The 24,349-nt window shown below is 64.3% G+C and carries 26 protein-coding genes and 1 tRNA gene; 16 read left to right on the top strand and 11 right to left on the bottom strand.

All coding sequences use genetic code 11. The annotated features are described in order from the left end of the window. Positions 1 to 172: 172 nt before the first annotated feature. From rpoZ to ACO550_RS11410, 3 genes are all read right to left on the bottom strand, one after another. Positions 173 to 376: a DNA-directed RNA polymerase subunit omega gene (gene rpoZ, locus ACO550_RS11420; protein ID WP_006578656.1), complete on the bottom strand. Its 204-nt coding sequence runs from the start codon at positions 374 to 376 to the stop codon at positions 173 to 175. Positions 377 to 461: 85 nt separating this feature from the next. Then, positions 462 to 1,112: a guanylate kinase gene (gmk, locus tag ACO550_RS11415; protein WP_315592228.1), complete on the bottom strand. Its 651-nt coding sequence runs from the start codon at positions 1,110 to 1,112 to the stop codon at positions 462 to 464. A gap of 4 nt (positions 1,113 to 1,116) precedes the next feature. After that, positions 1,117 to 2,052, bottom strand: coding sequence for a YicC/YloC family endoribonuclease (locus ACO550_RS11410; protein WP_315592229.1), 936 nt, complete (start codon positions 2,050 to 2,052; stop codon positions 1,117 to 1,119). Between ACO550_RS11410 and ACO550_RS11405 the strand changes: the two genes are divergently transcribed. The 6 genes from ACO550_RS11405 to hemW all read left to right on the top strand — a co-directional run bounded on the left by ACO550_RS11405 (position 2,039) and on the right by hemW (position 6,977). Beyond that, on the top strand, positions 2,039 to 2,221 hold the full coding sequence (locus ACO550_RS11405; RefSeq protein ID WP_315592302.1) for a hypothetical protein: 183 nt from the start codon (positions 2,039 to 2,041) through the stop codon (positions 2,219 to 2,221). The genes ACO550_RS11410 and ACO550_RS11405 overlap by 14 nt on opposite strands. A 60-nt stretch (positions 2,222 to 2,281) precedes the next feature. Further along, positions 2,282 to 3,358: a protein kinase domain-containing protein gene (locus ACO550_RS11400; protein ID WP_315592230.1), complete on the top strand. Its 1,077-nt coding sequence runs from the start codon at positions 2,282 to 2,284 to the stop codon at positions 3,356 to 3,358. 27 nt (positions 3,359 to 3,385) lie between these two features. Then, positions 3,386 to 4,300, top strand: coding sequence for a protein phosphatase 2C domain-containing protein (locus ACO550_RS11395; RefSeq protein WP_315592231.1), 915 nt, complete (start codon positions 3,386 to 3,388; stop codon positions 4,298 to 4,300). Positions 4,301 to 4,383: 83 nt separating this feature from the next. Next, the gene (gene rph / locus ACO550_RS11390) at positions 4,384 to 5,100 is read left to right on the top strand and encodes a ribonuclease PH (protein WP_315592232.1); all 717 of its coding nucleotides are present in this window, start codon (positions 4,384 to 4,386) and stop codon (positions 5,098 to 5,100) included. An 18-nt stretch (positions 5,101 to 5,118) separates the two neighbouring features. Then, positions 5,119 to 5,721, top strand: a complete 603-nt coding sequence (gene rdgB, locus ACO550_RS11385) for an RdgB/HAM1 family non-canonical purine NTP pyrophosphatase (RefSeq protein WP_315592233.1) — start codon at positions 5,119 to 5,121, stop codon at positions 5,719 to 5,721. Next, entirely contained in the window at positions 5,718 to 6,977 is a 1,260-nt protein-coding gene (gene hemW, locus ACO550_RS11380) for a radical SAM family heme chaperone HemW (protein ID WP_315592234.1), read from the top strand. Before rdgB ends, hemW begins: the two co-directional genes overlap by 4 nt. A 146-nt stretch (positions 6,978 to 7,123) precedes the next feature. Here hemW and ACO550_RS11375 read toward each other — a convergent pair whose 3' ends face one another. Then, positions 7,124 to 7,666 carry an outer membrane lipoprotein gene (locus ACO550_RS11375; RefSeq protein WP_315592235.1) on the bottom strand — a complete coding sequence of 181 codons (543 nt, stop codon included), beginning with the start codon at positions 7,664 to 7,666 and terminating at the stop codon, positions 7,124 to 7,126. A 222-nt stretch (positions 7,667 to 7,888) separates the two neighbouring features. Between ACO550_RS11375 and ACO550_RS11370 the strand changes: the two genes are divergently transcribed. Continuing rightward, positions 7,889 to 7,978 (top strand) — tRNA-Ser (locus ACO550_RS11370). A 124-nt stretch (positions 7,979 to 8,102) separates the two neighbouring features. On the opposite strand, the gene gudD is transcribed toward ACO550_RS11370, so the two are convergent. Next, entirely contained in the window at positions 8,103 to 9,473 is a 1,371-nt protein-coding gene (gene gudD, locus ACO550_RS11365) for a glucarate dehydratase (RefSeq protein ID WP_485994834.1), read from the bottom strand. Between the two features lie 293 nt (positions 9,474 to 9,766). Between gudD and ACO550_RS11360 the strand changes: the two genes are divergently transcribed. Both ACO550_RS11360 and ACO550_RS11355 read left to right on the top strand, forming a co-directional pair. Beyond that, positions 9,767 to 10,516: an FCD domain-containing protein gene (locus tag ACO550_RS11360; protein ID WP_315592237.1), complete on the top strand. Its 750-nt coding sequence runs from the start codon at positions 9,767 to 9,769 to the stop codon at positions 10,514 to 10,516. 170 nt (positions 10,517 to 10,686) lie between these two features. After that, positions 10,687 to 12,264, top strand: coding sequence for an aldehyde dehydrogenase family protein (locus ACO550_RS11355; RefSeq protein WP_315592238.1), 1,578 nt, complete (start codon positions 10,687 to 10,689; stop codon positions 12,262 to 12,264). A gap of 66 nt (positions 12,265 to 12,330) precedes the next feature. Here the strand turns inward: ACO550_RS11355 and ACO550_RS11350 are convergent, their stop codons facing one another. The 4 genes from ACO550_RS11350 to ACO550_RS11335 are packed head-to-tail and all read right to left on the bottom strand — an operon-like array spanning position 12,331 to position 15,843. Further along, entirely contained in the window at positions 12,331 to 13,518 is a 1,188-nt protein-coding gene (locus ACO550_RS11350) for an ABC transporter ATP-binding protein (protein WP_315592239.1), read from the bottom strand. Then, positions 13,515 to 14,165 carry an ABC transporter permease subunit gene (locus ACO550_RS11345; RefSeq protein WP_315592240.1) on the bottom strand — a complete coding sequence of 217 codons (651 nt, stop codon included), beginning with the start codon at positions 14,163 to 14,165 and terminating at the stop codon, positions 13,515 to 13,517. Before ACO550_RS11345 ends, ACO550_RS11350 begins: the two co-directional genes overlap by 4 nt. A 10-nt stretch (positions 14,166 to 14,175) precedes the next feature. Further along, positions 14,176 to 15,117, bottom strand: coding sequence for a glycine betaine ABC transporter substrate-binding protein (locus tag ACO550_RS11340; protein ID WP_315592241.1), 942 nt, complete (start codon positions 15,115 to 15,117; stop codon positions 14,176 to 14,178). A 9-nt stretch (positions 15,118 to 15,126) separates the two neighbouring features. After that, a complete protein-coding gene (locus ACO550_RS11335; RefSeq protein WP_315592242.1) occupies positions 15,127 to 15,843 on the bottom strand; it encodes an ABC transporter permease in 717 nt (238 codons plus the stop codon). A gap of 313 nt (positions 15,844 to 16,156) precedes the next feature. Between ACO550_RS11335 and ACO550_RS11330 the strand changes: the two genes are divergently transcribed. The 7 genes from ACO550_RS11330 to ACO550_RS11300 all read left to right on the top strand — a co-directional run bounded on the left by ACO550_RS11330 (position 16,157) and on the right by ACO550_RS11300 (position 23,078). Then, positions 16,157 to 16,396: a hypothetical protein gene (locus ACO550_RS11330; RefSeq protein WP_315592243.1), complete on the top strand. Its 240-nt coding sequence runs from the start codon at positions 16,157 to 16,159 to the stop codon at positions 16,394 to 16,396. Positions 16,397 to 16,583: 187 nt separating this feature from the next. Further along, on the top strand, positions 16,584 to 17,507 hold the full coding sequence (locus tag ACO550_RS11325; protein WP_315592244.1) for a pirin family protein: 924 nt from the start codon (positions 16,584 to 16,586) through the stop codon (positions 17,505 to 17,507). Positions 17,508 to 17,806: 299 nt separating this feature from the next. After that, on the top strand, positions 17,807 to 19,375 hold the full coding sequence (locus ACO550_RS11320) for an ATP-binding cassette domain-containing protein (protein WP_315592245.1): 1,569 nt from the start codon (positions 17,807 to 17,809) through the stop codon (positions 19,373 to 19,375). Further along, the gene (locus tag ACO550_RS11315) at positions 19,368 to 20,462 is read left to right on the top strand and encodes an ABC transporter permease subunit (protein ID WP_315592246.1); all 1,095 of its coding nucleotides are present in this window, start codon (positions 19,368 to 19,370) and stop codon (positions 20,460 to 20,462) included. The genes ACO550_RS11320 and ACO550_RS11315 overlap by 8 nt, the downstream gene beginning before the upstream one ends. A 19-nt stretch (positions 20,463 to 20,481) precedes the next feature. Continuing rightward, entirely contained in the window at positions 20,482 to 21,402 is a 921-nt protein-coding gene (locus ACO550_RS11310; protein WP_315592247.1) for an ABC transporter permease subunit, read from the top strand. Positions 21,403 to 21,503: 101 nt separating this feature from the next. Next, a complete protein-coding gene (locus tag ACO550_RS11305) occupies positions 21,504 to 22,646 on the top strand; it encodes a BMP family ABC transporter substrate-binding protein (RefSeq protein ID WP_315592248.1) in 1,143 nt (380 codons plus the stop codon). A 138-nt stretch (positions 22,647 to 22,784) separates the two neighbouring features. After that, complete coding sequence (locus tag ACO550_RS11300; RefSeq protein ID WP_315592249.1) at positions 22,785 to 23,078, top strand: DUF1232 domain-containing protein; 294 nt, start codon at positions 22,785 to 22,787, stop codon at positions 23,076 to 23,078. A 44-nt stretch (positions 23,079 to 23,122) separates the two neighbouring features. Here the strand turns inward: ACO550_RS11300 and ACO550_RS11295 are convergent, their stop codons facing one another. Then, positions 23,123 to 23,557: a methylglyoxal synthase gene (locus ACO550_RS11295; RefSeq protein WP_315592250.1), complete on the bottom strand. Its 435-nt coding sequence runs from the start codon at positions 23,555 to 23,557 to the stop codon at positions 23,123 to 23,125. After that, positions 23,557 to 24,345 carry an SDR family NAD(P)-dependent oxidoreductase gene (locus ACO550_RS11290; RefSeq protein ID WP_315592251.1) on the bottom strand — a complete coding sequence of 263 codons (789 nt, stop codon included), beginning with the start codon at positions 24,343 to 24,345 and terminating at the stop codon, positions 23,557 to 23,559. Before ACO550_RS11290 ends, ACO550_RS11295 begins: the two co-directional genes overlap by 1 nt. Between the last annotated feature and the right edge of the window lie 4 nt (positions 24,346 to 24,349).

Raw genomic sequence — 24,349 nt, 5'->3', positions numbered from 1 at the left:
AGCCTGCGCCGACGGCACGCCACGCGGCATCCCGGCATCCGGGATGCCGGGCGGCGCGATGGCGGGATCGGTCGGCGACGATGGCATGGCGGCGGCCCCTGGAACTCAACTGGATGCGTGGCAAGACGCGTACGCAAGCGAAGCAGGAATGAACCACGGGCCGCCCTGGCAATCAGGTCGGTACCTTCTTCAGCATCTCGATGCCAACCTGGCCGGACGCGATCTCACGCAGCGCCACCACGGTGGGCTTGTCCTTGGCCTCGACCTTGGGCGTGTGACCCTGCACGAGCTGACGTGCACGGTACGTCGCGGCGAGCGCGAGCTCGAAGCGGTTCGGGATGTGTTTCAGACAATCTTCGACGGTAATACGCGCCATATCAAATCCACCTTGGGACAAAACCTGTTCGACAGGCCGGTATTTTACAGCACGCGGCCGGAACTCACCCGGCCGCACCCTTGCATCAGTGAATTCCGAGCTCGATGAACAGCTCGGCGTGTCGTGCCTTTTGCGACGAAAAGCGCAGACGGGTCGCATGAACGACGTTCTGCAACTGCCTCAACGCATCCTCGAACACCTCGTTGATGATCACGTAATCAGACTCCGAAGCATGGGCCATTTCACTGCCGGCCGCCAGCAGGCGGCGCACGATCACGTTCGGCTCGTCTTGGCCCCGCTTCTTGAGGCGTTCTTCCAGCGCGGTCAGCGACGGCGGCAGGATGAAGATCTCCATGGCGTTCGAAAAACGCTCGTGCACCTGCTGGGCGCCCTGCCAGTCGATCTCCAGCAGCACGTCGTTGCCCTGGGCCATCTGCTGCTCGATCCAGACGCGCGAGGTGGCGTAGTAGTTGCCATGCACCTCGGCCCATTCCAGGAACTCGCCGCGATCGCGCGCGGCACGGAATTCCTCGACCGTGGTGAAGTGGTACTCGCGGCCGTTCTGCTCACCGGGACGCGGCTTGCGCGTGGTATGCGAGATCGACAGGCGGATGGACTGGTCCTGCGCCAGCAGCGCATTGACCAGCGTGGATTTGCCGGCCCCTGACGGTGCCACCACCATGAACAGGTTGCCGGGATAGACGGTGTCGATGGCGGTGTGGGTCGTTTCGCTCATGATCTTATTCGAGGTTCTGAATCTGTTCGCGCATCTGCTCGATCAGGAGCTTGAGCTCCATCGAGGCATCGGCGAGTTCCTTGGCGGCGGCCTTCGAGCCCAGCGTGTTGGCCTCGCGGTTGAGCTCCTGCATCATGAAGTCCAGCCGCTTGCCCACCTGGCCGCCCTTCTTCAGGATATGCCGCGTTTCATTGAGGTGGGTCTGCAGGCGCGCCAGTTCTTCGGCGATATCGATGCGGATGCCATAAACCGTGGCTTCCTGGCGGATGCGCTCCGCGATCTCGTCGCGGCCCATGTTCGGCATGCCGTTCGGCGCCGCCAGGTTGAACGCCTCCTGCAGGCGCTCGGTCAGTTTTTCCTGATGATGGGCGATCAGTTGCGGAATCATCGGGGTCAGGCGCTCGACGATGACCAGCATGGCGTCGATGCGCTCTTCCAGCGTCACCTTGAGCGCCGCGCCCTCGCGCCGGCGCGCATCCAGCAACTGATTGAGCGCCTCGCGCGCGGCGCCGGTCACGGCTTCACGCAACGATTCCTGGGACAATTCCGGCTCCACCAGCACGCCCGGCCAGCGCAGGATCTCGCCCATGCGCATGGTGCCGGCGCTTGTGAACGTGGCCGCCACGGTAGACTCCAGCGCGCGGATCTGGTCAAGCAGCCCCTGGTTCAGTGCCAGCGTGGCGCCCCCGGTATCGGTACGCTGCAGGTTGATACGGCATTCGAGCTTGCCGCGCGACAGCTCGCCCATGAGCATCTCGCGCAGCGCGGGTTCAAACGCGCGGCACTCTTCGGGCGCGCGGAAAAACAGATCGAGAAAACGCGAATTGACAGTGCGGAATTCCACCGATACCGAAGCGGTGCGGCCGCTGGGTTCGCCCTGGGCGTTAGTCAGCGGTGCCTGGCGGGTAGCCAGGCCATAGCCTGTCATGCTGTGGATCATTGTCGTTTATCTCGCGAAAGAGTCGAAAAATCTGGATTCGGTACGGGTTGGCGCAACGGCTGGGCGGGCATCGGGCCAGCCGGATCGGGCAGCCCGCAAAATGCCCGGAAAATCAATGGCAATCAACGGTCAAAAAGCGCGGATATTTGGCAACAGTCCCCGCCAATGATTTCTTTACAAGTGACCGATTAGACCGGAGAATCCTTGGGCAAATGAGGTCCCGAATCCTATGACAGAGTCCAAGGGCGCCAACCCACCCAAGAGCGCGCCGCTCCCGATCGGCACGCTGCTCGCCAACTACCGTATTGTAAAGAAGTTGGCCAGCGGGGGGTTCAGTTTCGTCTACCTGGCCACTGACGACACCGGTGCCCCGGTTGCCATCAAGGAATACCTGCCGTCGTCGCTGGCACGCCGTAGTCCGGGCGAGCTGATTCCGGTCGTCCCTGATGAAAATGCCGCGTCGTTCCGGCTCGGCCTGAAATACTTCTTCGAGGAAGGGCGCTCGCTGGCGCGCATTTCTCATCCCAGCGTGGTTCGCGTGGTGAATTTCTTCCGCGAGAACTCCACGGTCTACATGGTGATGAATTACGAGCTGGGCAAGACGCTGCAGGAACATATCCTGCAGGCCCGGCAACAGGGCAAGCCCAAGGTGTTGCGTGAGCGCTTCATCCGCAAGGTCTTCCATGACCTGATGAGCGGCCTGCGCGAAGTGCATATTCACAAGCTGCTGCACCTGGACATCAAGCCCGGCAATATCTACCTGCGCGAGGACGAGTCGCCGATCCTGCTCGATTTCGGCGCGGCCAGGCAGATCCTGACCATGGAGAACGCGCGCTTCCAGCCGATGTACACGCCAGGATTCGCGGCGCCCGAACTGTATGGCAAGCACTCCGACCTCGGGCCCTGGACCGACATCTATAGCCTGGGGGCCACGCTCTACGCATGCATGGCTGGCATGCCGCCGCAGGAAGCCAACCAGCGCGAGAAGGAAGACCGCATGGCCGAATCCTTCGCACGACTGCGCGCCACCTACACCAACGGCCTGGTCGACCTGGTGGAGTGGTGCCTGCGCCTGACGCCGTCGGAACGGCCGCAGAGCGTGTTCCGCTTGCAGAAGGAACTGCGCGACCAGAGCAATGCGCTGGGCGAGCAATCGGCCGCCGCCGCGGCTTCGGTCGCTCCCGCGGAACCGGTGACCGAACGCATGAATGCCACGAGCCGCTTCATGACATTGCTGCGCCGCCGCGAAGAAAAGAACGCCGACAAGCCCGTCCACGCCGCGCAAAACGGCGGAAGCGTCGACTAACGCACGAACCCAACACGACTTACCGCAATGCGATTCTCCGTCTACCAGGAAAGCCGGAAAGGCGGCCGCCGGATCAACCAGGACCGCATGGGCTACTGCTTTACGCGTGATGCCCTGCTGATGGTGCTGGCCGACGGCCTGGGCGGCCATGCGTTCGGCGAAGTCGCCGCGCAACAGGCGCTGCAGACCTTGGCGCGCCAGTTCCAGTTGCAGGCGCGCCCGTCGATCCGCAACCCTGCCGATTTCCTGCAGGATACGATCATGCTCGCGCACCGCGAGATCCATCGCTACGCCGAGGCCAACAAGCTGGCCGATGTGCCACGTACCACGGTGGTCTGCTGCCTGATCCAGAATGGCCAGATCCACTGGGCGCATGCCGGCGACTCGCGTTTCTACATCATGCGCAAGGGCGCGCTGCTGACGCGTACGCGGGACCACTCGAAAATCGAGAACCTGCTACAGCAGGAGCGCGTACTGCCGTTCGAAGTGGCCAATCACCCCGAGCGCAACAAGCTCTACAACTGCCTGGGATCGCCCAACCTGCCGCTGATCGACATCGGCGGCCCGGTACGGCTGGACCCGGGCGATGTGGCGCTGCTGTGCTCGGACGGCCTGTGGGGCGTGCTCGAGGAGCAGGTCATCGTCGACAAGGTCACGCATCTCTCGGTGGTCCACGCGATTCCCGACCTGATCGAACAGGCGCTGACCAATGGCGGCGAGGGTGCCGACAATACCACCGCCATTGCGATGATGTGGGAAGCCGACGCCACCGCGCAGAACGACGATGCGGTGCTGACCGACACGCTGCCGCTCAACGCGTTCACCACGTCGATCCTCGAACGCACCGGCAACGAAACGGACCTGCTCTCCGAGGAGGAGATCGAACGCTCGATTGCCGAGATCCGCGCGGCGATCGACAAGACCAGCAACCTCATGCGTTGAGGTGTTTTGGCGGGATGCGGCGGGCACACAATGCCCGCCGGCGTTAGAATCGCGGTCTTACCCGATTCCGACAAAGACTCCCCATGCGACCCAGCGGACGCGCAGCCGATGCACTGCGACCCATCACCCTGACCCGTCAATACACGCGCCACGCCGAAGGCTCGGTGCTGAGTGCCTTTGGCGATACAAAGGTGCTGTGCACGGCGAGTGTGCTGAGCAAGGTGCCGCCGCACAAGAAGGGCAGCGGCGAAGGCTGGGTCACGGCCGAATACGGCATGCTGCCGCGCGCCACCCATACCCGCTCCGACCGTGAAGCCGCCCGTGGCAAGCAGACCGGCCGCACCCAGGAAATCCAGCGCCTGATCGGCCGCGCCATGCGTTCGGTGTTCGATCTGGCAGCGCTGGGCGAATATACGATCCACCTTGATTGCGACGTGCTGCAGGCCGACGGTGGCACGCGTACCGCCGCCATCACGGGCGCCTTCGTTGCCGCGCACGATGCGGTCAGCCAGATGCTGCGCAACGGCCAGATTGCCGCGAGCCCGATCCGCGATTTCGTCGCGGCGGTATCGGTCGGCATGGTCGATGGCGTGCCGGTGCTCGACCTCGACTACGCCGAGGACAGCAACTGCGACACCGACATGAATGTGGTGATGACTGGCAGCGGCGGCTTTGTCGAAGTGCAGGGCACGGCCGAAGGCGTGCCGTTCAGCCGCGCCGACCTGGACGCCATGACGCGCCTGGCCGAGGCGGGCATCGCCGAACTGGTGCGCCACCAGAAGCAGGCGCTCGGGCTCTGATTGCAGGAGGGAATGACGATGCAACGCCTGGTCCTGGCCTCCAACAATGCCGGCAAGCTGCGCGAATTCAGCGCGCTGCTGTCGCCGCTCGGTTTTGATGTCGTACCGCAAGGCGAGCTCGGCATTCCCGAGGCAGAAGAGCCGTACGCGACGTTCGTTGAGAACGCGCTGACCAAAGCCCGCCATGCCAGCCGCCTGGCCGGCATGCCGGCGCTGGCCGACGACTCGGGCATCTGCGTCGACGCGCTCGACGGCGCGCCCGGCGTGTATTCGGCGCGCTACGCACACATGGTAGGCAAACCGAAATCCGATGCCGCCAACAATGCGCACCTGATCTCGCAACTGGCTGGCAAGCTGAACCGCCGCGCGCACTACTATTGTGTGCTGGTGCTGGTACGCCATGCCGAAGACCCGCGTCCGATCATTGCCGAAGGCATGTGGGCCGGCGAAGTGGTCGACGCCCCGCGCGGTGCCGGCGGCTTTGGCTACGATCCGCACTTCCTGCTGCCACGGATTGGCAAGACCGCGGCGGAGCTCAGTGCCGACGAGAAGAACAGCATCAGCCATCGCGCGCTTGCGCTGCAGGGGCTGGTGGCACGTCTGCAGGCCGCGAGCGCATGATTCCGATCATTCCCGCCGGCAGCGGCAAGCCGGCAGCATCCACACAGGTCTCGCCGGGCGAGCACCAGCAGCTATGGCTCAAGCCGGGCCAGATCGCCCTGCCCGGCTCGCCGCCGCTCTCGCTCTATATCCATATTCCCTGGTGCGTGCGCAAGTGCCCGTATTGCGATTTCAATTCGCATGCGACGCCGGGGGGCTCCGATACCCACGAGATTCCCGAAGACGCCTACCTCGACGCATTGCGCGCCGATCTCGAACAATCGCTGCCACTGGTATGGGGCCGTCCGGTCCACACCGTATTTATCGGCGGCGGCACGCCGAGCCTGCTTTCGGCGGCCGGCATGGACCGCCTGCTGTCGGACATCCGCGCACTGCTGCCGCTCGATGCCGATGCCGAGATCACGATGGAGGCCAACCCCGGCACGTTCGAGGCCGAACGGTTCGCAAGCTATCGCGCGAGCGGTATCAACCGGTTGTCGATCGGCATTCAGAGTTTCAACGACCCGCATCTGCAGGCACTGGGGCGCATCCATGGCGAGCGCGAGGCCCGTGCGGCGATCGATATCGCGCTCAGGCATTTCGACAACGTCAACCTGGACCTGATGTACGCGCTGCCGGGGCAGACGGTGGACGAGTGCGTGCGCGACCTCGAGGCGGCGTTGTCTTATGGCACCACGCACCTGTCGCTCTACCATCTGACGCTGGAACCGAACACGTTGTTCGCGAAGTTTCCGCCAGCACTTCCGGACGAAGATCTCGCGTACGAGATGCAGGATATCGTCGAAGCGCGCACGGCGCAGGCCGGCTATCGGCACTATGAGACTTCCGCTTACGCCAGGCCGCATCGGGAGGCGAAGCACAATCTGAACTACTGGCGATTTGGCGACTATCTCGGCATTGGTGCCGGCGCGCACGGCAAGCTGTCGTTCCCGCACCGCATCCTGCGCCAGATGCGCCACAAGCATCCGGCCACGTATATGGCGCAGGCCATGGCCGGCAATGCAGTACAGGAAGCGCACGACGTCAGCGCCGACGACCTGCCCTTCGAGTTCATGCTCAACGCGCTACGGCTTACCGATGGCGTATCGGCAACAAGCTTCCACGACTACACCGGCCTGCCGTTGCACACGATCGGCAAGCAACTGGCAGCCGCGGAACAGAAGGGCCTGCTCGAAGCGGACCCCACCATGATCAAGCCGACCGAACTGGGCCGCCGCTTCCTCAATGACCTGCAGGAGATGTTCCTGAGGGATTGAGTTTGAAACGCCACCGGTTCTGCTCCCCTCTCCCGCACGCGGGAGAGGGGCTGGGGGAGAGGGCCGGCGCATAACAACTGGCAACGTAAGAAAAAAACGCCACACGCGTGACACGTGTGGCGTGTTTTCTTTTGATTGCAAACCAATCAGTAAGGCGTGGCCATATCGTTGGCTACGCGTGCGCGGTCACCCACGCGCAGGTTGCCAAGATTGCTCTGCGTCACCGTGGCCACCCTGCCATCGTCAAGTCGCACATTTACGCGATATGCAGTGGAAGTATTGCTGCCCGTGCGCTTCTCGATCTGGTTGCCTGCCACGGCACCACCCACTGCACCCACGATCGTTGCGGCAGTCTGTCCGCGGCCGCCACCAATCTGGTGACCGAGCAGGCCACCCGCTGCACCGCCAATCACGGTACCCAGGATGCCTGAACTGCCCTGCGTGGACTGGATCGGCTCAATCGATTCCACCCGGCCCGTAAACACCGATCCGGCCGGAGCCTGATAGCTCTGGGTACCCGGTTGCTGATAGCCGGTCTGCGGCGGCGCCGTGTTGTAGTTGCCATAGCCGCCGTAACCCGGTTGTGCGCAACCGGACAGGCCGGCAGCCAGCGCCAGCGCGCCGAGGCTTCCGAGGGCCAACCACGATCTGGCTTTGTCTTTACGTTGGTATTTGCGTTGATCTTGCATGAATAGTTCTCCCTTTTTGGCTGTTTGGGCTATATGAAAAGGCCAACATGCGGGGCCCGCCCACGCATGTCGTCTCTCTTAGGAGATGTGCCGATGCGACATGGTTCCGCTGTGTCCGACAAACACCGACACGACAAACATCACACTGTGCCGCTGCGCATCCTTGTATAATGCGCGGCCGGGCATGGCGGATGACACGCTACAATGCCCGCGATTCACTATGGAAGCGTGGCCGAGTGGTTTAAGGCAGCAGTCTTGAAAACTGCCGATGGGGTGACCCATCCGTGAGTTCGAATCTCACCGCTTCCGCCAGATACAAAAAAATGCCGCGGCGCCAGAGAAGGCACCGCGGCATTTTTGTTTTTTGCGTTTCCAGTGAGTACGCAAAGCGAGGAAGCGATAGCCCCCGCCTATCGAGCAGGGGGGCTATGCCGGCTCAACGCACCATGCAAGGCATCTTGTTGTTGAACTTCCAGTTCGGAATCAGGAACTGCATGGCGATCGCATCGTCGCGTGCGCCGAGGCCCTTCTCCTGATACAGCCGGTTGGCACGTGCCAGCGCATCCATGTCGAGCTCCACGCCCAGCCCCGGGGTCTTCGGCACCTGCACCAGACCACCTTCGATCTTCAGCGGATTGCGCGTCAGGTGTTCGCCGTCCTGCCAGATCCAGTGCGTGTCGATGGCCGTCACGCGGCCCGGCGCGGCGGCGGCTACATGCGTGAACATCGCCAGCGAAATATCGAAGTGGTTGTTCGAATGCGAACCCCAGGTCAGGCCCCACTCCGAACACATCTGCGCCACGCGCACCGAACCCTGCATGGTCCAGAAGTGCGGATCGGCCAGCGGGATATCCACCGACTGCAGACGCACCGCGTGGCCCATCTGGCGCCAGTCGGTGGCGATCATGTTGGTGGCGGTCGGCAGGCCGGTCGCGGTACGGAACTCGGCCATGATCTCGCGGCCCGAGTACCCGTCCTCGGCTCCGCACGGGTCTTCCGCATAGGCCAGGATGCCGTGCTTGTCGCGGCAGATGCGGATCGCATCGGCCAGCAGCCAGCCGCCGTTGGGGTCCAGCGTGACGCGGGCCTTCGGGAACCGCTCATGCAGCGCGATGATCGCTTCCATTTCCTCGTCGCCACGCAGCACGCCGCCCTTGAGCTTGAAGTCGTTGAAGCCGTAGCGTTCGTACGCGGCCTCGGCCAGGCGCACCACGCCCTTGGCGTCCATGGCCACCTCGTTGCGCACGCGGAACCATTCGTTGTCGGCGTTCGGCTCGGTACGGTAATCGAGCGTGGTCTTCTGGCGGTCGCCCACATAGAACAGGTAGCCCAGCATCTCCACGGCATCGCGTTGCTGGCCTTCACCAAGCAGCGCGGCCACCGGCACCTGCAGGTGCTTGCCGAGCAGGTCGAGCAAGGCCGCCTCAAGCGCGGTCACCGCGTGAATCGTGATGCGCAGGTCAAACGTCTGCAGGCCACGGCCCCCGGCGTCGCGATTGGCGAACGTGGCGCGCACCTGGTTCAGGATGGCCAGGTACTGGCCGATCGGCTGCCCCACCACCAGCGGGCGTGCATCCTCGAGCGTCTGGCGAATGCTCTCGCCGCCGGGAACCTCACCCACGCCGGTATTGCCGGCGCTGTCCTTGAGGATCACGATATTGCGCGTGAAGTACGGGCCATGCGCACCGGACAGGTTCATCAGCATGCTGTCGTGGCCCGCTACGGGCACGACAGTCAGCTCGGTTACGACGGGCGTGATGGGCGTGATAGGCGCGGCAACGCCGCTGGCTTGGGATTGTGCGTTCATGTGGATCGTCTCCGAGTCCTGGTGATTGGGCCGCCGGGATCGCGCTTCTCACTAATGAGAAATGACGGAAATGCGCCCTGCTGTCTTTCTAGCTCATACGCTAATACATTAGCTGACCGAAGCATTTGCTGCTGTCGCACTGCCACAACGTTATAACGATCGCAAGTTCCTGTGCGTTATCGGTCGTCGTATGACTTATGACGAAGTATAATAAGCGCATCCCTGCCCGGTCAATCGGTCAACACCGAGGCTGACAGGGTCATTCCCACACTGGTCCATCTATCTGCTCGCCCATGTCCAACGTTTCGATGACTTCGCCCGCGCCCCTGCGCCGCCGTGGCCGCACGCTTGCCGAAGAAGTGGTCGGCAACCTGACCGACAGCATCCAGCAGGGCCAGATCAAGCCAGGCGACAAACTCCCGACCGAATCCGAAATCATGGCCACGCTCGGCGTGAGCCGTACCGTGGTACGCGAGGCGCTGTCGCGGCTGCAGGCCAGCGGCCTGGTCGAGACACGCCACGGCATCGGTACCTTCGTGCTCAACCGTCCTGCGGACATGCATTCGCCGTTCCGCATCGATCCCTCGGCCATGATCACGGCCATGGATGTGATGGCGATGCTCGAATTCCGGGTCAGCCTGGAGGCCGAGGCCGCCAGCCTGGCCGCCACGCGCCGCACCGACGACCAACTGCGCGCCATGCGCCGCGCGCTGGATGACATGAAGCGCAATGCCGCCGAGGGCAACGATGCAGTGGGATCGGACTTCGAGTTTCATCTGTCGATCGCGCGTGCCACGAGCAACCGCTATTTCACGGACATCATGGGCCACCTGGGCACCATGGTGATTCCGCGCAGCCGGCTCCAGGTTAGCCAGCCCGAACGCGAGCAGTATCTGGAGCGCGTGAACTTCGAGCATGAAAGCATCTACGACGCCATCGAGCGGCGTGACCCGGAAGCCGCAAAGGCTGCCATGCGCATGCACCTGACCAACAGCCGGGAACGGCTGCGCAAGGCTTCGGCCATGGCCGGCACGCCGACCTGAGCCATGCACAAGGCCGGTGCATTGCCCTCCGGCCAGTGCGGTTGCGGGTCATCGCTGGTTGTCATATGATGTCTTACGACAAAATCTCTGCAGGCACCCTTGGCTGCATCTTCTCTGGCTGACGGTGCTCTGGCCGCCCTTTCATTACCTTTTCCGCAGGACCCAAGATCATGACGATTACTGGCGAAATGCTGATCGGCGCCTCCGCCGCTCGCGGTACCGAAGACACTTTCTACGGCATCAACCCCGCCACCGGTGACAAGCTCGAGCCTGCCTACCAGGGCAGCACCGCAGCCGATGTGGAGCGCGCCTGCACACTGGCCGAAGCCGCATTCGACACCTATCGCGCCACTTCGCCCGAGCAACGTGCCAGCTTCCTGGAAGCGATTGCCGCCGGCCTGGAAGCCCTTGGTGACGAACTGATCCAGCGCGCGCATGCCGAAACGGCACTGCCGATCGCCCGTCTGCAAGGCGAACGTGGCCGCACCGCAGGCCAACTGCGTCTGTTTGCCCGTGTGTTGCGCGATGGCCGCTGGCAAACCGCCACGCTCGACAGCGCCCTGCCCGAACGCACCCCGCCGCGTCCCGACCTGCGCATGCAGCGCATCGCCGTGGGTCCGGTGGCCGTGTTCGGCGCCAGCAACTTCCCGCTGGCCTTCTCGGTAGCTGGCGGCGACACCGCATCCGCGCTCGCTGCAGGCTGCCCGGTAGTGGCCAAGGCCCACCCGGCACATCCGGGCACCTCGGAACTGGTGGGCCGCGTGATCCAGAAGGCCGTGGCCGATGCTAGCCTGCCCGAAGGTGTGTTCTCGATGGTGCAAGGCGTGGGCACTGCCATTGGCACCGCGCTGGTCGCGCATCCGGTTATCCAGGCAGTGGGCTTCACAGGATCGCGTGCCGGCGGCCTGGCATTGCTGAACGTGGCCAACAGCCGCCCGGTGCCGATTCCCGTCTATGCGGAAATGAGCAGTATCAACCCGGTCTATCTGCTGCCCGAGGCACTGGCCGCGCGCGGCGAACAGATCGCCCGTGACCTGATCGATTCGCTGGTGATGGGCGTCGGCCAGTTCTGCACGAACCCCGGCCTGCTGCTGGCCATCGAAGGTCCGGCCCTGGAAAAATTCCGCGCCACCGCACACGCTGCGCTGACCGGCAAGCCCGCAGCCACGATGCTGACGCCGGGCATTCACCAGGCATTCGAACGGGGCGTCGCGCAATTGTCGGAAGTCACCGGCCTGAACCGTGCCGCCTGCGGCATCGATGCCACGGGTCCGAACCAGGCACGCCCGGTGTTCTTCGAAACCTCGGCCGACAAGTTCATCGCCGACCATCGCATGCACGCCGAAGTCTTCGGCCCGTCGACGGTACTCGTGGTCTGCAAGGACGCCGATGCACTGGTTGCCGTAACCCGCGTTCTCGAAGGCCAACTGACCGCTACCGTGCAGGCCGACCAGGGCGACCACGCACTGGCCGCGCAACTGCTGCCGGCGCTGGAGCGCAAGGTGGGCCGCGTGCTGTTCAATGGCTATCCGACCGGCGTGGAAGTGTCGTTCGCGATGGTCCACGGCGGCCCGTTCCCGGCCACGTCTGACACTCGCACGACGTCGGTGGGCACCACGGCGCTGGATCGTTTCCTGCGCCCGGTCTGCTACCAGAACGTACCGGCCGAACTGCTGCCGGAAGCGCTCAAGAACGGCAACCCGCTGAACCTGTGGCGCCTGAAGGATGGCGAGCTCGGTCACGCCTGATTGCCGCGCCTTGCTGCAATGACAAACGGCCGCTGATGCGGCCGTTTTCTTGTTGCCCAGGACGCTTCAAGCTGCCACGGGCGCCTTCGCTGGTGCCACGGGCACCGGGGGCTGGATCACTGGCGCGGTACCGCGCGAACGTCCGGAACTCAGGTAATCGGCAATCGACTCCTGCGTAACCTCGCCCAGATAGATGCCGTCACCATCAATGACAGGCAACCAGCTCGTGTTGTGCTGGTACATGCGCGACAACACGATACGCAGATGCTCGTCGAACGCGGCGGTGGTGGTGAATTGCCGCATCACGTCCGCGCAGTTGCCACCATTCGCCAATGCGTTGCGCACATCGCGACGTGTGACATAACCCAGCGCACGCTGCGCATCGTCCAGTACCGGCAGGTGCCGCACATCGGCATCGTCCATCACGCCGAACGCTTCGGCCAGCGTCATCTCCGGGCGGCAGCTTGGCGGCAGCGTGGCCGCGTCACCGGCACGCACCAGCAGCAGGCGTTTGAGCGTGTTGTCATGTCCCACGAATGCCTGCACGAAGTCATCGGCCGGATGCGCGAGCAACGCGTCGGGATGATCGAACTGTACGAGCTTGCCACCACGGAACACAGCCACCTTGTCGCCCAGCTTGATCGCCTCGTCGATATCGTGGGACACCATGATCACGGTCTTGCCCAGCTGGCGCTGCATCTGGAAGAACTCGTTCTGGATGCTCTCGCGATTGATCGGATCCACCGCGCCGAACGGTTCATCCATCAGCAACACCGGCGCATCGGCCGCCAGTGCGCGGATCACACCGATACGCTGCTGCTGGCCGCCGGACAGCTCGCGCGGATAGCGCTTGAGCATCTTGTCCGGATCGAGCTGCACCATGCGGATCAGTTCCCGGGCGCGCTCGCGACATTGCTTCTTGTTCCAGCCCAGCAGGCGCGGCACAACCATGATGTTCTCTTCGATCGTCATGTTCGGGAACAGGCCGATCTGCTGGATCACGTAGCCGATCTTGCGACGCAGCGTCACGCCGTCGATACCAGTCGTGTCTTCGCCGTCGATACGCACGGTGCCGGACGTCGGCTCGATCAGCCGGTTGATCATCTTCAGCGTGGTGGTCTTGCCGCAGCCCGACGGGCCGAGGAACACACAGATCTCACCGCGTGGCACCGTCAGGCTGACGGAATTCACCGCGCGCACTTCGGTACCGTCCTTTTGCGGGAAGGACTTTGTGAGTTTGTCGAGTTCGATCATTGACGGATTCCTTTCGGCGTCAGCGCGCGCTGCAGGGCTTGCAGGCAGGCGTCGGCCACGATGGCGAGCAGGCTGACCAGGACCGCGCCCACGGCCAGCTTGCTCATGTTGCTCTGGCTGATCGCTTGCAGGATCAGCACCCCCAGGCCACCCGCGCCAATGATGGCGGCAATGGTGGCTACCCCGATGTTCATCACCACGGCCGTGCGAACACCGCCGAGAATCACCGGCACTGCCATCGGCAGGTCCACCAGCCGCATGCGCTGCCAGGTGGTCATGCCGATGCCGCGCCCCGCCTCCTGGATGCCCGCATCCACGTTGGCCAGCGCCGTGTACGTGTTGCGCATGATCGGCAGCAGCGAGTACAGGAACACGGCCGTCACGGCCGGCACGTAGCCCAGTGCGTGGCCGAAACGCGCGAAGATCGGAATCATCAGGCCGAACAGTGCGATCGATGGCAGCGTCAGCACCACCGTGGCCAGCGCCAGCAGCGGCGTGGCCAGGAAGCGATGGCGGGTGATCAGGATGCCCAGCGGCACGCCGATGAGGATGGCCATGCCCACTGCGGAACCGACCAGCGCAAGATGCTCGCCCGTCAGCCGCAACAGCGTGGGCCAGCTATGGTGAAGATAAGTCAGCAGATCCATGCGCGGCTCCTCAGATCAGTCCGTGGCTACGCAGGAAATCGCCGGCCACCTTGTCCACGGGTTGCTGGTCGATATCGACCTTGTAGTTCATGTCGGTCATTGCCGCATTGTCGAGCTTGGCAGCCAGCGCATTGAGCAGGCCTGCCAGTTCGGGGCGCGCATCGAGCACGGCCTTGCGCACCACGGGCACGGCGTTGTACGGCGGGAAGTAATGCAGGTCGTCTGCCAGCAGCACGAGGTCGAAGCCCTTCACGCGTCCATCGGTCGTATAGACCAGACCCAGGTCGACCTGGTTGTTCTTGAGCGCCGTGTAGACCAGGCCCGGGTCGAGCTGGATCACGTCCTTGCGCGTGAACGGCAGCTTGTAGGCGGCCTTCAGCGGTTCCAGTCCATCGGGACGCGCGGCGAATTCCATGTCGACCGCCAGCGGATGCGGCTTGCTCTCGCCTTCGGCACGCATCTTCTCGGCATAGGCCGACAGCGTGGTGATGCTACCGGCGCGCTCCTTCGGCATCGCGAACGCATAGGTGTTGTTGACTTGGGAAGGATCGAGCCAGACCAGCCCCTTGGCCGCGTCGAGCTGCTTCACGCGCTTGTAGCTCTCGGGACCGTCGAGCTTTTCCGCGACCTTGTTGAACACGATCAGCGCGGTGCCCGTGTAGTCCCACACCACATCGAGCTGCCCCGATTCCATGGCCTGGCGCATCAGCGTGCTGCCAAGGCCCGACGTCAAGGTCGCGTCGATGCCCTTGGCCTTCAGGTACTGCGTCGTCATCGACGACAGGATCAGTTGTTCGGTGAAATTCTTGCCGCCTACCTTGACCGGTGCGGCGCCTTCCTGCGCGCGGGCCGGAGCGGTGCTCAGCAGCAGCGCGGCCAGCGCAATACCGGCCGCGGCAAAGAGCCAGAATGTCCGCCCTTCGGCAAGGCGGTTACGAGTTTTCGATGCCATGCGGCCTCCTTAGCGAGCCAGGCCGCGGCGGCGCAGATACACGTGGCCAGCGGTAGCGAACAGCGCGTCAAGTGCCAGGGCCAGCAGCGCGGTAGCGGCGGCGCCCAGCAACAGCAGCGGCTGGTTGTTCAGGTAGATGCCCGGGAAGATCAGTTCGCCCAGGCTGTTTGCGCCGATCAGGAACGACAGCGGCACTGTGCCGACATTGATCACCAGGCTGATCCGTACGCCGGCCAGGATCACCGGCAGTGCATTGGGCAACTCCACGCGCAGCAGGCGCTGGCACGGTGTCATGCCGATGCCGCGTGCCGCTTCCTTGAGCGCCGGCGACACCGTGCGCAACCCTTCGTAGGTATTGCGTACGATCGGCAGCAGCGATGCGAGCCACAGCGCCAGGATGGCCGGCCGCTCGCCAATGCCGAGCACGGCCAGTGCCAGCGCCAGCACGGCCAGCGAGGGCACCGTATTGCCGATATTGAAGACCTGCATGAGCTTGTCGGCCCAGCGGCGCATGCACGGGCGGCTCAGCGCGATGCCGGCCGGCACGCCCGTCAGCAGCGCTAGCGTCATCGAGATCGCCACGAGGCGCAGATGGTCGGCCACGTCGTAGAACAGGCGGTCCTGGTATTGATGGATGACATCGACGCCAATCCACGCGACCAGTCCGGCCAGCGCAATGGCAACGACGCCACCCCAGGCCATGGCCCGGATGGTTTGCTTTGACATATTCCCCTCTCCAACTCCGGCGCAAACGACCACATGCAAAAAACGAAATGCATGAGCCGCCACATCCCGGGATGCGGAAACAAATGGGCCGGCGGAGTTCTGTCGATGGGGGTGCCCGCCGGGGCCCTGGTTCAGATTGCCTTGCCGCCATGACCGGGACGATTGCCGGCGGACGGACTTTTGGGTGCGTCACCGACCTGGAGGTCAGCGAATCACCCGATTGATGGGGTCCAGGCGCAAGGCCCAAACCCGCAGGTGCGGCGCAACCCGTTCGGGTTGGCCAGTGGCGGCGACTGATGTCGGATCAAGTCGTATGAAAACGCGCTTTCGGTATGCGCCGCCGGTCAATCGGCCGTTGCTGGACAACGGATTGCGCGGATTCGGGGTGCAGGCCGACCCAATGCAATTCACAGCAACGGATGACAAAGAGACCGCTATTCTACACATCTTCATCGATTCCGTCATCTTTACGTTTTCCACGCCGGATTTTCGCCCAACCGCGGTCAACTTTTTCCTGGCCGCCATTGTTCTGTTTTTCGGATACTGCCCATGAAACATCCACACCGGCGCCCGCCGCCCCGCGTTGCAGGGATAGCACCATTCGCGGGTCACGCGTCCTGAAAATAGAACAATGTGTTGCCTGGTTGCGGTCTACCGCTTTCGCACCAAACCCTTACATTGCAGAGGTAGATCCGATGGCCCTCCGAATAGCGCGGCGCCATCCCACAGGAGAAACCGACATGACCACCCACACCCAGATTTCCACCGTTCCGGCCACCGCCACGGAAACCGTGCAGCGCTCGCGCAGCGTGGACCGTGTGGTGCGCGGCATTGCCACGTCCGATGGTGCCGGCGTCAAGCTGACGCGTGTGCTGACGCAGAACCTGCAACGCCGGCTGGACCCGTTCCTGATGCTCGATGCATTTGGCACCGACAACAAGGACGACTACATCGGCGGCTTCCCCGACCACCCGCACCGCGGCTTCGAGACCATCACGTACATGCTGGCCGGCCGCATGCGCCATCGCGACAGCGCCGGCCACGAAGGGCTGCTGGAGAACGGCGGCGCGCAGTGGATGGTGGCGGGCTCCGGCGTGGTGCACTCGGAATTGCCTGAGCAGGAGGACGGTCGCATGGAAGGCTTCCAGCTCTGGCTCAACCTGCCGGCGGCCGACAAGATGGCCACGCCCTGGTACCGCGACATGCCCGCGGCGGCGATCCCCACCGTGGCACTGCCAGGCGGCGGTACGGTGCGCGTGCTGGCTGGCGCCTCGCATGGCGTGGCGGGCGCGGTCACACGCCCGGTCACCGAGCCGCTGTACCTGGACGTGCATCTGCCGGCGGGCCAACGCTTTGCGCAGGCCCTGCCGGCCGGCCATAACGCATTCGTGTACGTCTATCGCGGCGCGGTGAAGATTGGCGATGGCGACGCCGCGGTGGTGGAATCGCAGCGCATGGGCGTGCTCGACAATGCCGGCCAGGCCGACGGCGTGGTGATCGCGGCGGACGAAGACGCGCGCTTCCTGGTGATCGCAGGTCAGCCGCTGAACGAACCGATCGCGCAGTACGGTCCGTTCGTGATGAACACGCAGGAGCAGATCTACCAGACGCTGGCCGACTTCCGCGAAGGCCGTTTTGCGACGATCCCCGCCAGCGCTGCCTGACACGCGACCCGATCCGGGTCAACCCTGACCGCCGCCCTGCCCTGACCGGCAGCGCGGCGGTTTTTCTTTGCCAGTGTGGTCGGCACGCGACTTGCAACCTCCCTGTATCCGTTGTGGGGCACGGCTAGAGGGTCAAAGTGGTCCGCCCGACCCCCACGCACTTATATAATTCATCGCAAATTCCGGACATCACGCAAGCATGATGATGACGACCTGCCGCGCGGCGATGCTGCGCCACGCACAGCCGCTGTCACGTGCCTGAACAAGACGTTGCCGCCATAACAATTCGAGCCGCTTCAGTGACATCACAAACACCCCCCAGGCTGGCGCTTGCGCATATCACCAAGCGCTATCCCGGCGTGACCGCCAACGACGACGTCAGCCTTGCCGTCGCACCGGGCGAGATCCATGCCGTCCTCGGCGAGAACGGCGCCGGCAAGTCCACCCTCATGAAGATCATCTTCGGCGCGGTTCGTCCCGACGCCGGCGAGATGCACTTCAATGGCGCGCCGGTGTCCATTGCCAGTCCGCACGATGCCCGCAATCTGGGCATTGCGATGGTCTTCCAGCATTTCTCGCTGTTCGACACGCTGACCGTGGCCGAGAACATCGCGCTGGGCCTGCCCCCGAAAGATGCCGGCAACATGAAGCAACTGGCCGAACGGATCCGCGCCACGGCCGAGCGCTACGGCCTGCCGCTGGAACCGCATCGCCATGTCCACACGCTGTCCGTGGGCGAGCGCCAGCGCGTGGAAATCGTGCGCGCGCTGCTGGCCAACCCGCAGTTGCTGATACTTGACGAACCCACCTCGGTGCTGACGCCGCAGGCGGTTGAAACGCTGTTCGTCACGCTGCGCCAACTGGCGGCCGAAGGCACCAGCATCCTCTATATCAGCCACAAGCTCGACGAAATCCGGGCGCTGTGCCATCACGCCACGGTCATGCGCATGGGCCGCGTCACGGGCATCTGCGATCCGCGCGAACAAAGCGCGGCGTCACTGTCGCGCATGATGATCGGCGGCGAACCGCCGCGCGAGGCGCGCGTGACGGCCGAACGCGGTGCCGTGAAGCTGGCCGTGCGCGATCTGTCGATGCCTCCCGCACACCAGTTCGCGACCGCGCTGCAGCGCATTGCGCTCGATGTGCACGCTGGCGAGATCGTCGGCATTGCCGGGGTCTCGGGCAATGGCCAGCAGGAACTGCTGGCGGCGTTGTCCGGCGAGGATGCCCGTACCAACGGCGCGGCGGTCCATCTCGACGGCAAGCCGGTGGGCAAACTGGACGCGCGCGGCCGCCGCCGCGCAGGGCTGGCCTTCGTGCCGGAGGAGCGACTGGGACGCGGTGCCGTACCGGGCATGAGCCTGACGTCGAACGTACTGCTGTCGCACCAGACCCCGCCGTATGTGCGCGGCGGCATGGTCTCGTCGGCTGCGGCGGAGGGGCTGGCGGCCAGCATCATCAACCGCTTCCGTGTCAAGGCCAGCGGGCCGGGTGCGCTGGCGCGCAGCCTGTCCGGCGGCAATCTCCAGAAATTCATCGTGGGCCGCGAAATCGAGGCTGGCCCGAAGGTGCTGATCGTGGCGCAACCAACCTGGGGCGTCGACGTGGGTGCCGCCGCACAGATTCACAACGAGATCCTCGCGCTCAAGGCCACCGGCTGCGCGATCCTCGTGGTATCCGAAGAACTCGACGAACTGTTCGCGATCTGCGATCGCCTGCACGTGATCGCCAAGGGCCATCTCTCGCCGTCGATCCCGGTCGAAACCGCCACGCGCGAGCAGGTGGGACTGTGGATGAGCGGACTCTGGGAAGGCGGGCCAGCGAGCCAGCAGGCCGATTCCACCGCGGAGGTAGCTCGCCATGGCTAAGCTGCTCTCCCCCATTACGCTTGCGCCACGCGGCGCGCCGTCACGCGGCATGGCCTATGCCTCGCCGGTGTTTGCCATCGTGCTGACGCTGCTGTTCGGCGCACTGCTGTTCCTGATCCTCGGCAAGGACCCCGTGGCCGCGCTCAAGGTGTTCCTGGTCGATCCGCTCAAGGACAAGCGCGCGATTGGCGAGGTACTGCTCAAGACCGTGCCGCTGGTGCTGTGCGCACTGGGCCTGTCGGTCTGCTATCGCGCCAATGTGTGGAATATCGGCGCCGACGGCCAACTGATCCTGGGCGGCATTTTTGCTGGCGCTACCGTGCTGTGGTTCGACACGCCCGGCAACACCGCCAGTGGCCCTGCGGTACTGGTACTGGCATCGCTGGCCGGCTGCATCGGCGGCATGGTATGGGCCTCGGTCACCGCGCTGCTCAAGGACCGCTTCAATGCCAACGAGATCCTGGTGTCGCTGATGCTGACCTATATCGCGCAGCAGCTGCTGCTATGGGTGGTCAACGGACCGCTGAAAGACCCCAATGGCATGAACTTCCCGCAATCGAAGGTGTTCGCCTCGATGTTCCTGCTGCCAAACCTGCTGCCCGGCTCGCGCCTGCATGTGGGTTTCGCGGTGATGCTGGTGCTGGTGGCCATCATGACCGTCTTCGTATTCCGCAGCTTCGCGGGATACCGGCTGCAGGTCGGTGGCACCGCGCCGCTGGCAGCACGCTATGCGGGCTTCTCGTCGCGTAGTGCACTGTGGAGCGCGCTGATGATCTCGGGCGCCACCGCGGGCCTGGCCGGCGCGTTCGAGGTGACCGGCCCGATCGGACAACTGTTGCCATCGATCTCGCCCGGCTACGGCTTCACCGCGATCATCGTCGCCTTCGTCGGCCGCCTGAATCCGGTGGGTGCCGTATTCGGCGGCATCGTGATGTCGCTGTTCTATATCGGCGGCGAAATGGCGCAATCGCGCCTGGGCCTGCCGTCAGCGATCGGCTGGGTGTTCCAGGGCATGCTGCTGTTCTTCCTGCTGGCGTGCGACACGCTGATCGACAACCGACTGCGCTGGCGCGCACGTGCTGCCTGACCCGGAGCGGACAAACAATATGGAACAACTTGCTCCCCTGATCGCCACCGCGATCAACGCCGGCACCCCGCTGCTGCTGGCCGCGCTGGGCCTGCTCGTCAACGAGCGTTCGGGCGTCCTGAATCTCGGCGCCGAAGGCATGATGCTGGTGGCCGCCGCACTGGGCTTCATGGTCGGCTACCAGACGCAGTCGCCGCTGCTGGGCTTTATCGCCGGCGCCGGCGCCGGCATGCTGATGGCGACGCTGTTCTCGTGGCTCGCGCTGGTGCTGGCCACCAACCAGGTCGCCACCGGCCTGGCGCTGTCGATCTTCGGCACCGGCATGTCGGCCTTCATGGCGCAACGCTTCGTGGGCTATGCCATGCCGGCACAGGCCAAGTCGGTCCCGTACCTGGCCGACCTTCCCTTCATCGGACCGGCGTTCTTCCAGCATCACTGGATGGTCTACTTCAGCCTGCTGCTGTGCTTCGCCATCATGTGGTTCCTGTTCCGCACCCGTGCCGGCCTGACGCTGCGCGCCATCGGCGAGTCGCCCGAATCGGCGCATGCGCTGGGCTATCCGGTGCGCTGGATCCGGTTTGGCGCGCTGCTGTTCGGCGGCGCCTGCTGCGGACTTGCGGGGGCCTACCTGTCGCTGGTCTATACGCCGATGTGGGTCGAGAACCTCGTGGCCGGGCGCGGCTGGATCGCGCTAGCGCTGACCACGTTCGCCACCTGGCGTCCGGGCCGCGTGCTGGTCGGTGCATGGCTGTTCGGCGGCGTGACGATCCTGCAGTTCTACCTGCAGGGCATTGGCGTATCCGTGCCGTCGCAATTCCTGTCGATGCTGCCGTACGCGGCCACCATCGTCGTGCTGGCCTTGATCTCGCGGAATCCGGCGTGGATTCGCCTGAACATGCCGGCGTCGCTGGGCAAGCCATTCCGGCCGGGCAGCGCCTGACCGCATCCCGGGCGCCCGCATTGCCGAATCACCGAAGTACTTAAAAAAAGCAGTATCCGAAGTCTAATCACATCACAAAGACGTCTTACTAGGAGAGATCGATGATCGTGACACGCAGGACCACGCTGGCTGCCCTGGCCGCCACCGCTGTGCTGGCCCTGGCCGGCTGCGGCAAGAAGGAAGCCGAGAAGCCGGCCGAAACGGCCGCGCCGGCATCCGCCCCGGCTGCCGCTGCCGCCGAACCGCTGAAGGTGGCATTCGTCTACATCGGACCGGTGGGCGATGCCGGCTGGACGTTCGCACATGACACGGGCCGCAAGGCCGTGGAAGCCAAGTTCGGCGACAAGGTGAAGACCACCTATGTCGAGAACGTACCGGAGTCCGCCGCCGACGCCGAGCGCGTGTTCCGCGACCTGGCCAGTCAGGGCAACAAGCTGATCTTCGGCACGACGTTCGGCTATATGGAGTCGATGCTGAAGGTGGCCAAGGACTTCCCGGACGTCAAGTTCGAGCACGCTACCGGCTTCAAGACCGCCGACAACCTGGCCCAGTACGACGTGCGCACCTATGAGGGCGCATACCTGGCTGGCGTGGTGGCCGGCAAGATGAGCAAGACCGGCAAGATGGGTGTGGTGGCCTCGGTGCCGATTCCCGAAGTGATCCGCAATATCGACTCGTTCACGCTGGGCGCCCGTTCGGTGAACCCGAAGGCCACGGTCAAGGTGGTGTGGGTCAACAAGTGGTTCGATCCGGGCAAGGAACGCGAAGCGGCCACGACGCTGATTGGCCAGGGCGTGGACATGCTGATGCAGAACACCGACTCCGCCGCCGTGGTGCAGACCGCGCAGGAAAAGGGTGTGTACGCATTCGGCTGGGACAGCGACATGAGCAAGTTCGGCGAGAAGGCCCACCTGGCCGCATCGGTGATCTCGTGGGGCGTCTACTACAACAAGGTGGTGGAAGACGTACTCAACAACCAGTGGAAGAACAGCACCATCTGGTGGGGTCTCAAGGAAGGCATGATCGACCTGAAGGGCTTCAACGCCGTGGTGCCGGATGACGTCAAGGCACTGGTGGAAGAGCGCAAGAAGGGCATCGTCGACGGCACCGCGCCGATCTGGAAGGGACCGCTGAAGGACAACGCCGGCAAGGAACAGCTGGCGAAGGACCAGGTGGCTGACGACGGCTTCCTGCACAACGTGAAGTTCTACGTCGAAGGCGTGGAAGGCAACGTACCGGGCTGAGCGTCGTGAAAGCGCCGCTTTCCCGTGCACGGGGAAGCGGCGCAAATGGCGCGCAAACCTTCGGGAACTTGAATACCGCTCCACTGGCCCAAGCTACTTGTTCATACCCTGCTGCACGTGTGACCAAGGAGGCCCATCATGTGGAAGCGACTCTCGGCGCTGTGGACGTTGGTGCGGCGTGACGGCCGGCTGTTCTGGTTTGCGCTGCGCCACCCCGATGCGCCGCCATGGCTCAGGCCTGCCGCGTTCGGGCTGCTGTTCTATGCCATCTCACCGATCGACCTGATACCCGACGTGGTAGCCGGACTCGGTATCGTGGACGACGTAGTGATCATTCCGCTGGCCATCCACCTGATACTGAAGCGATTGCCGCCTCATATCCTGCGCCAGGCGCAGATGCGGGCGGCGGCCACCACGGTCAGACCGCGCTAGTGTGAACTACAAACAAAAAACCGCTGCCGAAGCAGCGGTTTTTTTCATGCCTTCGCGTCGAAACAGTGCCGCGCAAGCTCGACGACCAGCAACTCGGCGGTTGCCAGATTCGTCGCACACGGCACGTTATGGACGTCGCACGCGCGGACCAGCGCGTTGATATCGGGTTCATGCGGCTGCGGCGTCATCGGATCGCGCAGGAAGATCACCGCGGTGACCTTGCCTTCGGCCAGTTGCGCGCCAATCTGCAGATCGCCGCCCCACGGGCCGGATAGCATGCGAGTGACTGCAAGCCCCGTTTCCGCCGAGATGCGGCCACCCGTGGTGCCCGTGGCCAACAAGTCGCATCGCGCAAGAAAGTCACGATGCCGACCCGCGAAAGCCACGATGTCATCCTTCTTGTGATCGTGGGCGATCAGGGCAATACGCGGCTTGTCTTCGCATGGCTTGCCCACGGCCTGGTCTTGAACCTGCGTCATCAGAACGTCCCCGGATACGAACCGCCGTCCAGCAGCACATTCTGGCCAGTCATGAAGGCTGCCTGGCGGCTGCACAGGAACGCGCAGGTCGCACCGAACTCGGCCGGATCACCAAAACGGCGTGACGGGTTGGCCTTGGCGCGGCGCGCGGCCATTTCCTCGATGCTGATGCCGGCCTGCTTGGCACCGCCTTCCATGGTCTTCTTGAGACGGTCGGTGTCGAACGGTCCGGGCAGCAGGTTGTTCACGGTCACGCCATGTTGCGCCACTTCGCGCGCCAGCCCGGCCACGAAACCGGTCAGGCCCGAGCGGGCGCCGTTGGACAGGCCCAGCACATCGATCGGCGCCTTGACCGCTCCGCTGGTGATATTGACGATGCGGCCCCAGCGGCGCGCGATCATGCCGTCGACGGTAGCCTTGATCAGCTCGATCGGCGTCAGCATGTTGGCGTCCAGCGCCGAGATCCAATCGTCGCGGCCCCAGTCGCGGAAATTGCCCGGCGGCGGACCGCCGGCGTTGTTGACCAGGATGTCCAGGTCGCCGAGCTTGGCCACGGCGTCCAGCGCCAGCTTGCGGCCTTCCGGCGTGGTGATGTCGGTGGCCACGGCGACCACACGGCGGCCGTGACGGGCGCGCAGGCCGGCCGCGGCTTTCTCCAGCGCTTCGGCGCCACGGGCCACGATCACCACGTCGACACCTTCCGCCGCGAGCGCATCGGCACACGCAAATCCCAGCCCCTTGCTGGCGCCACACACCAGCGCATGCTTACCGCGCAGTCCCAGATCCATGGCT

Source organism: Cupriavidus sp., assembly GCF_057315035.1.
Note: the sequence above shows the minus strand (reverse complement) of the source record. Positions and strands in the feature narration are given on the sequence as shown.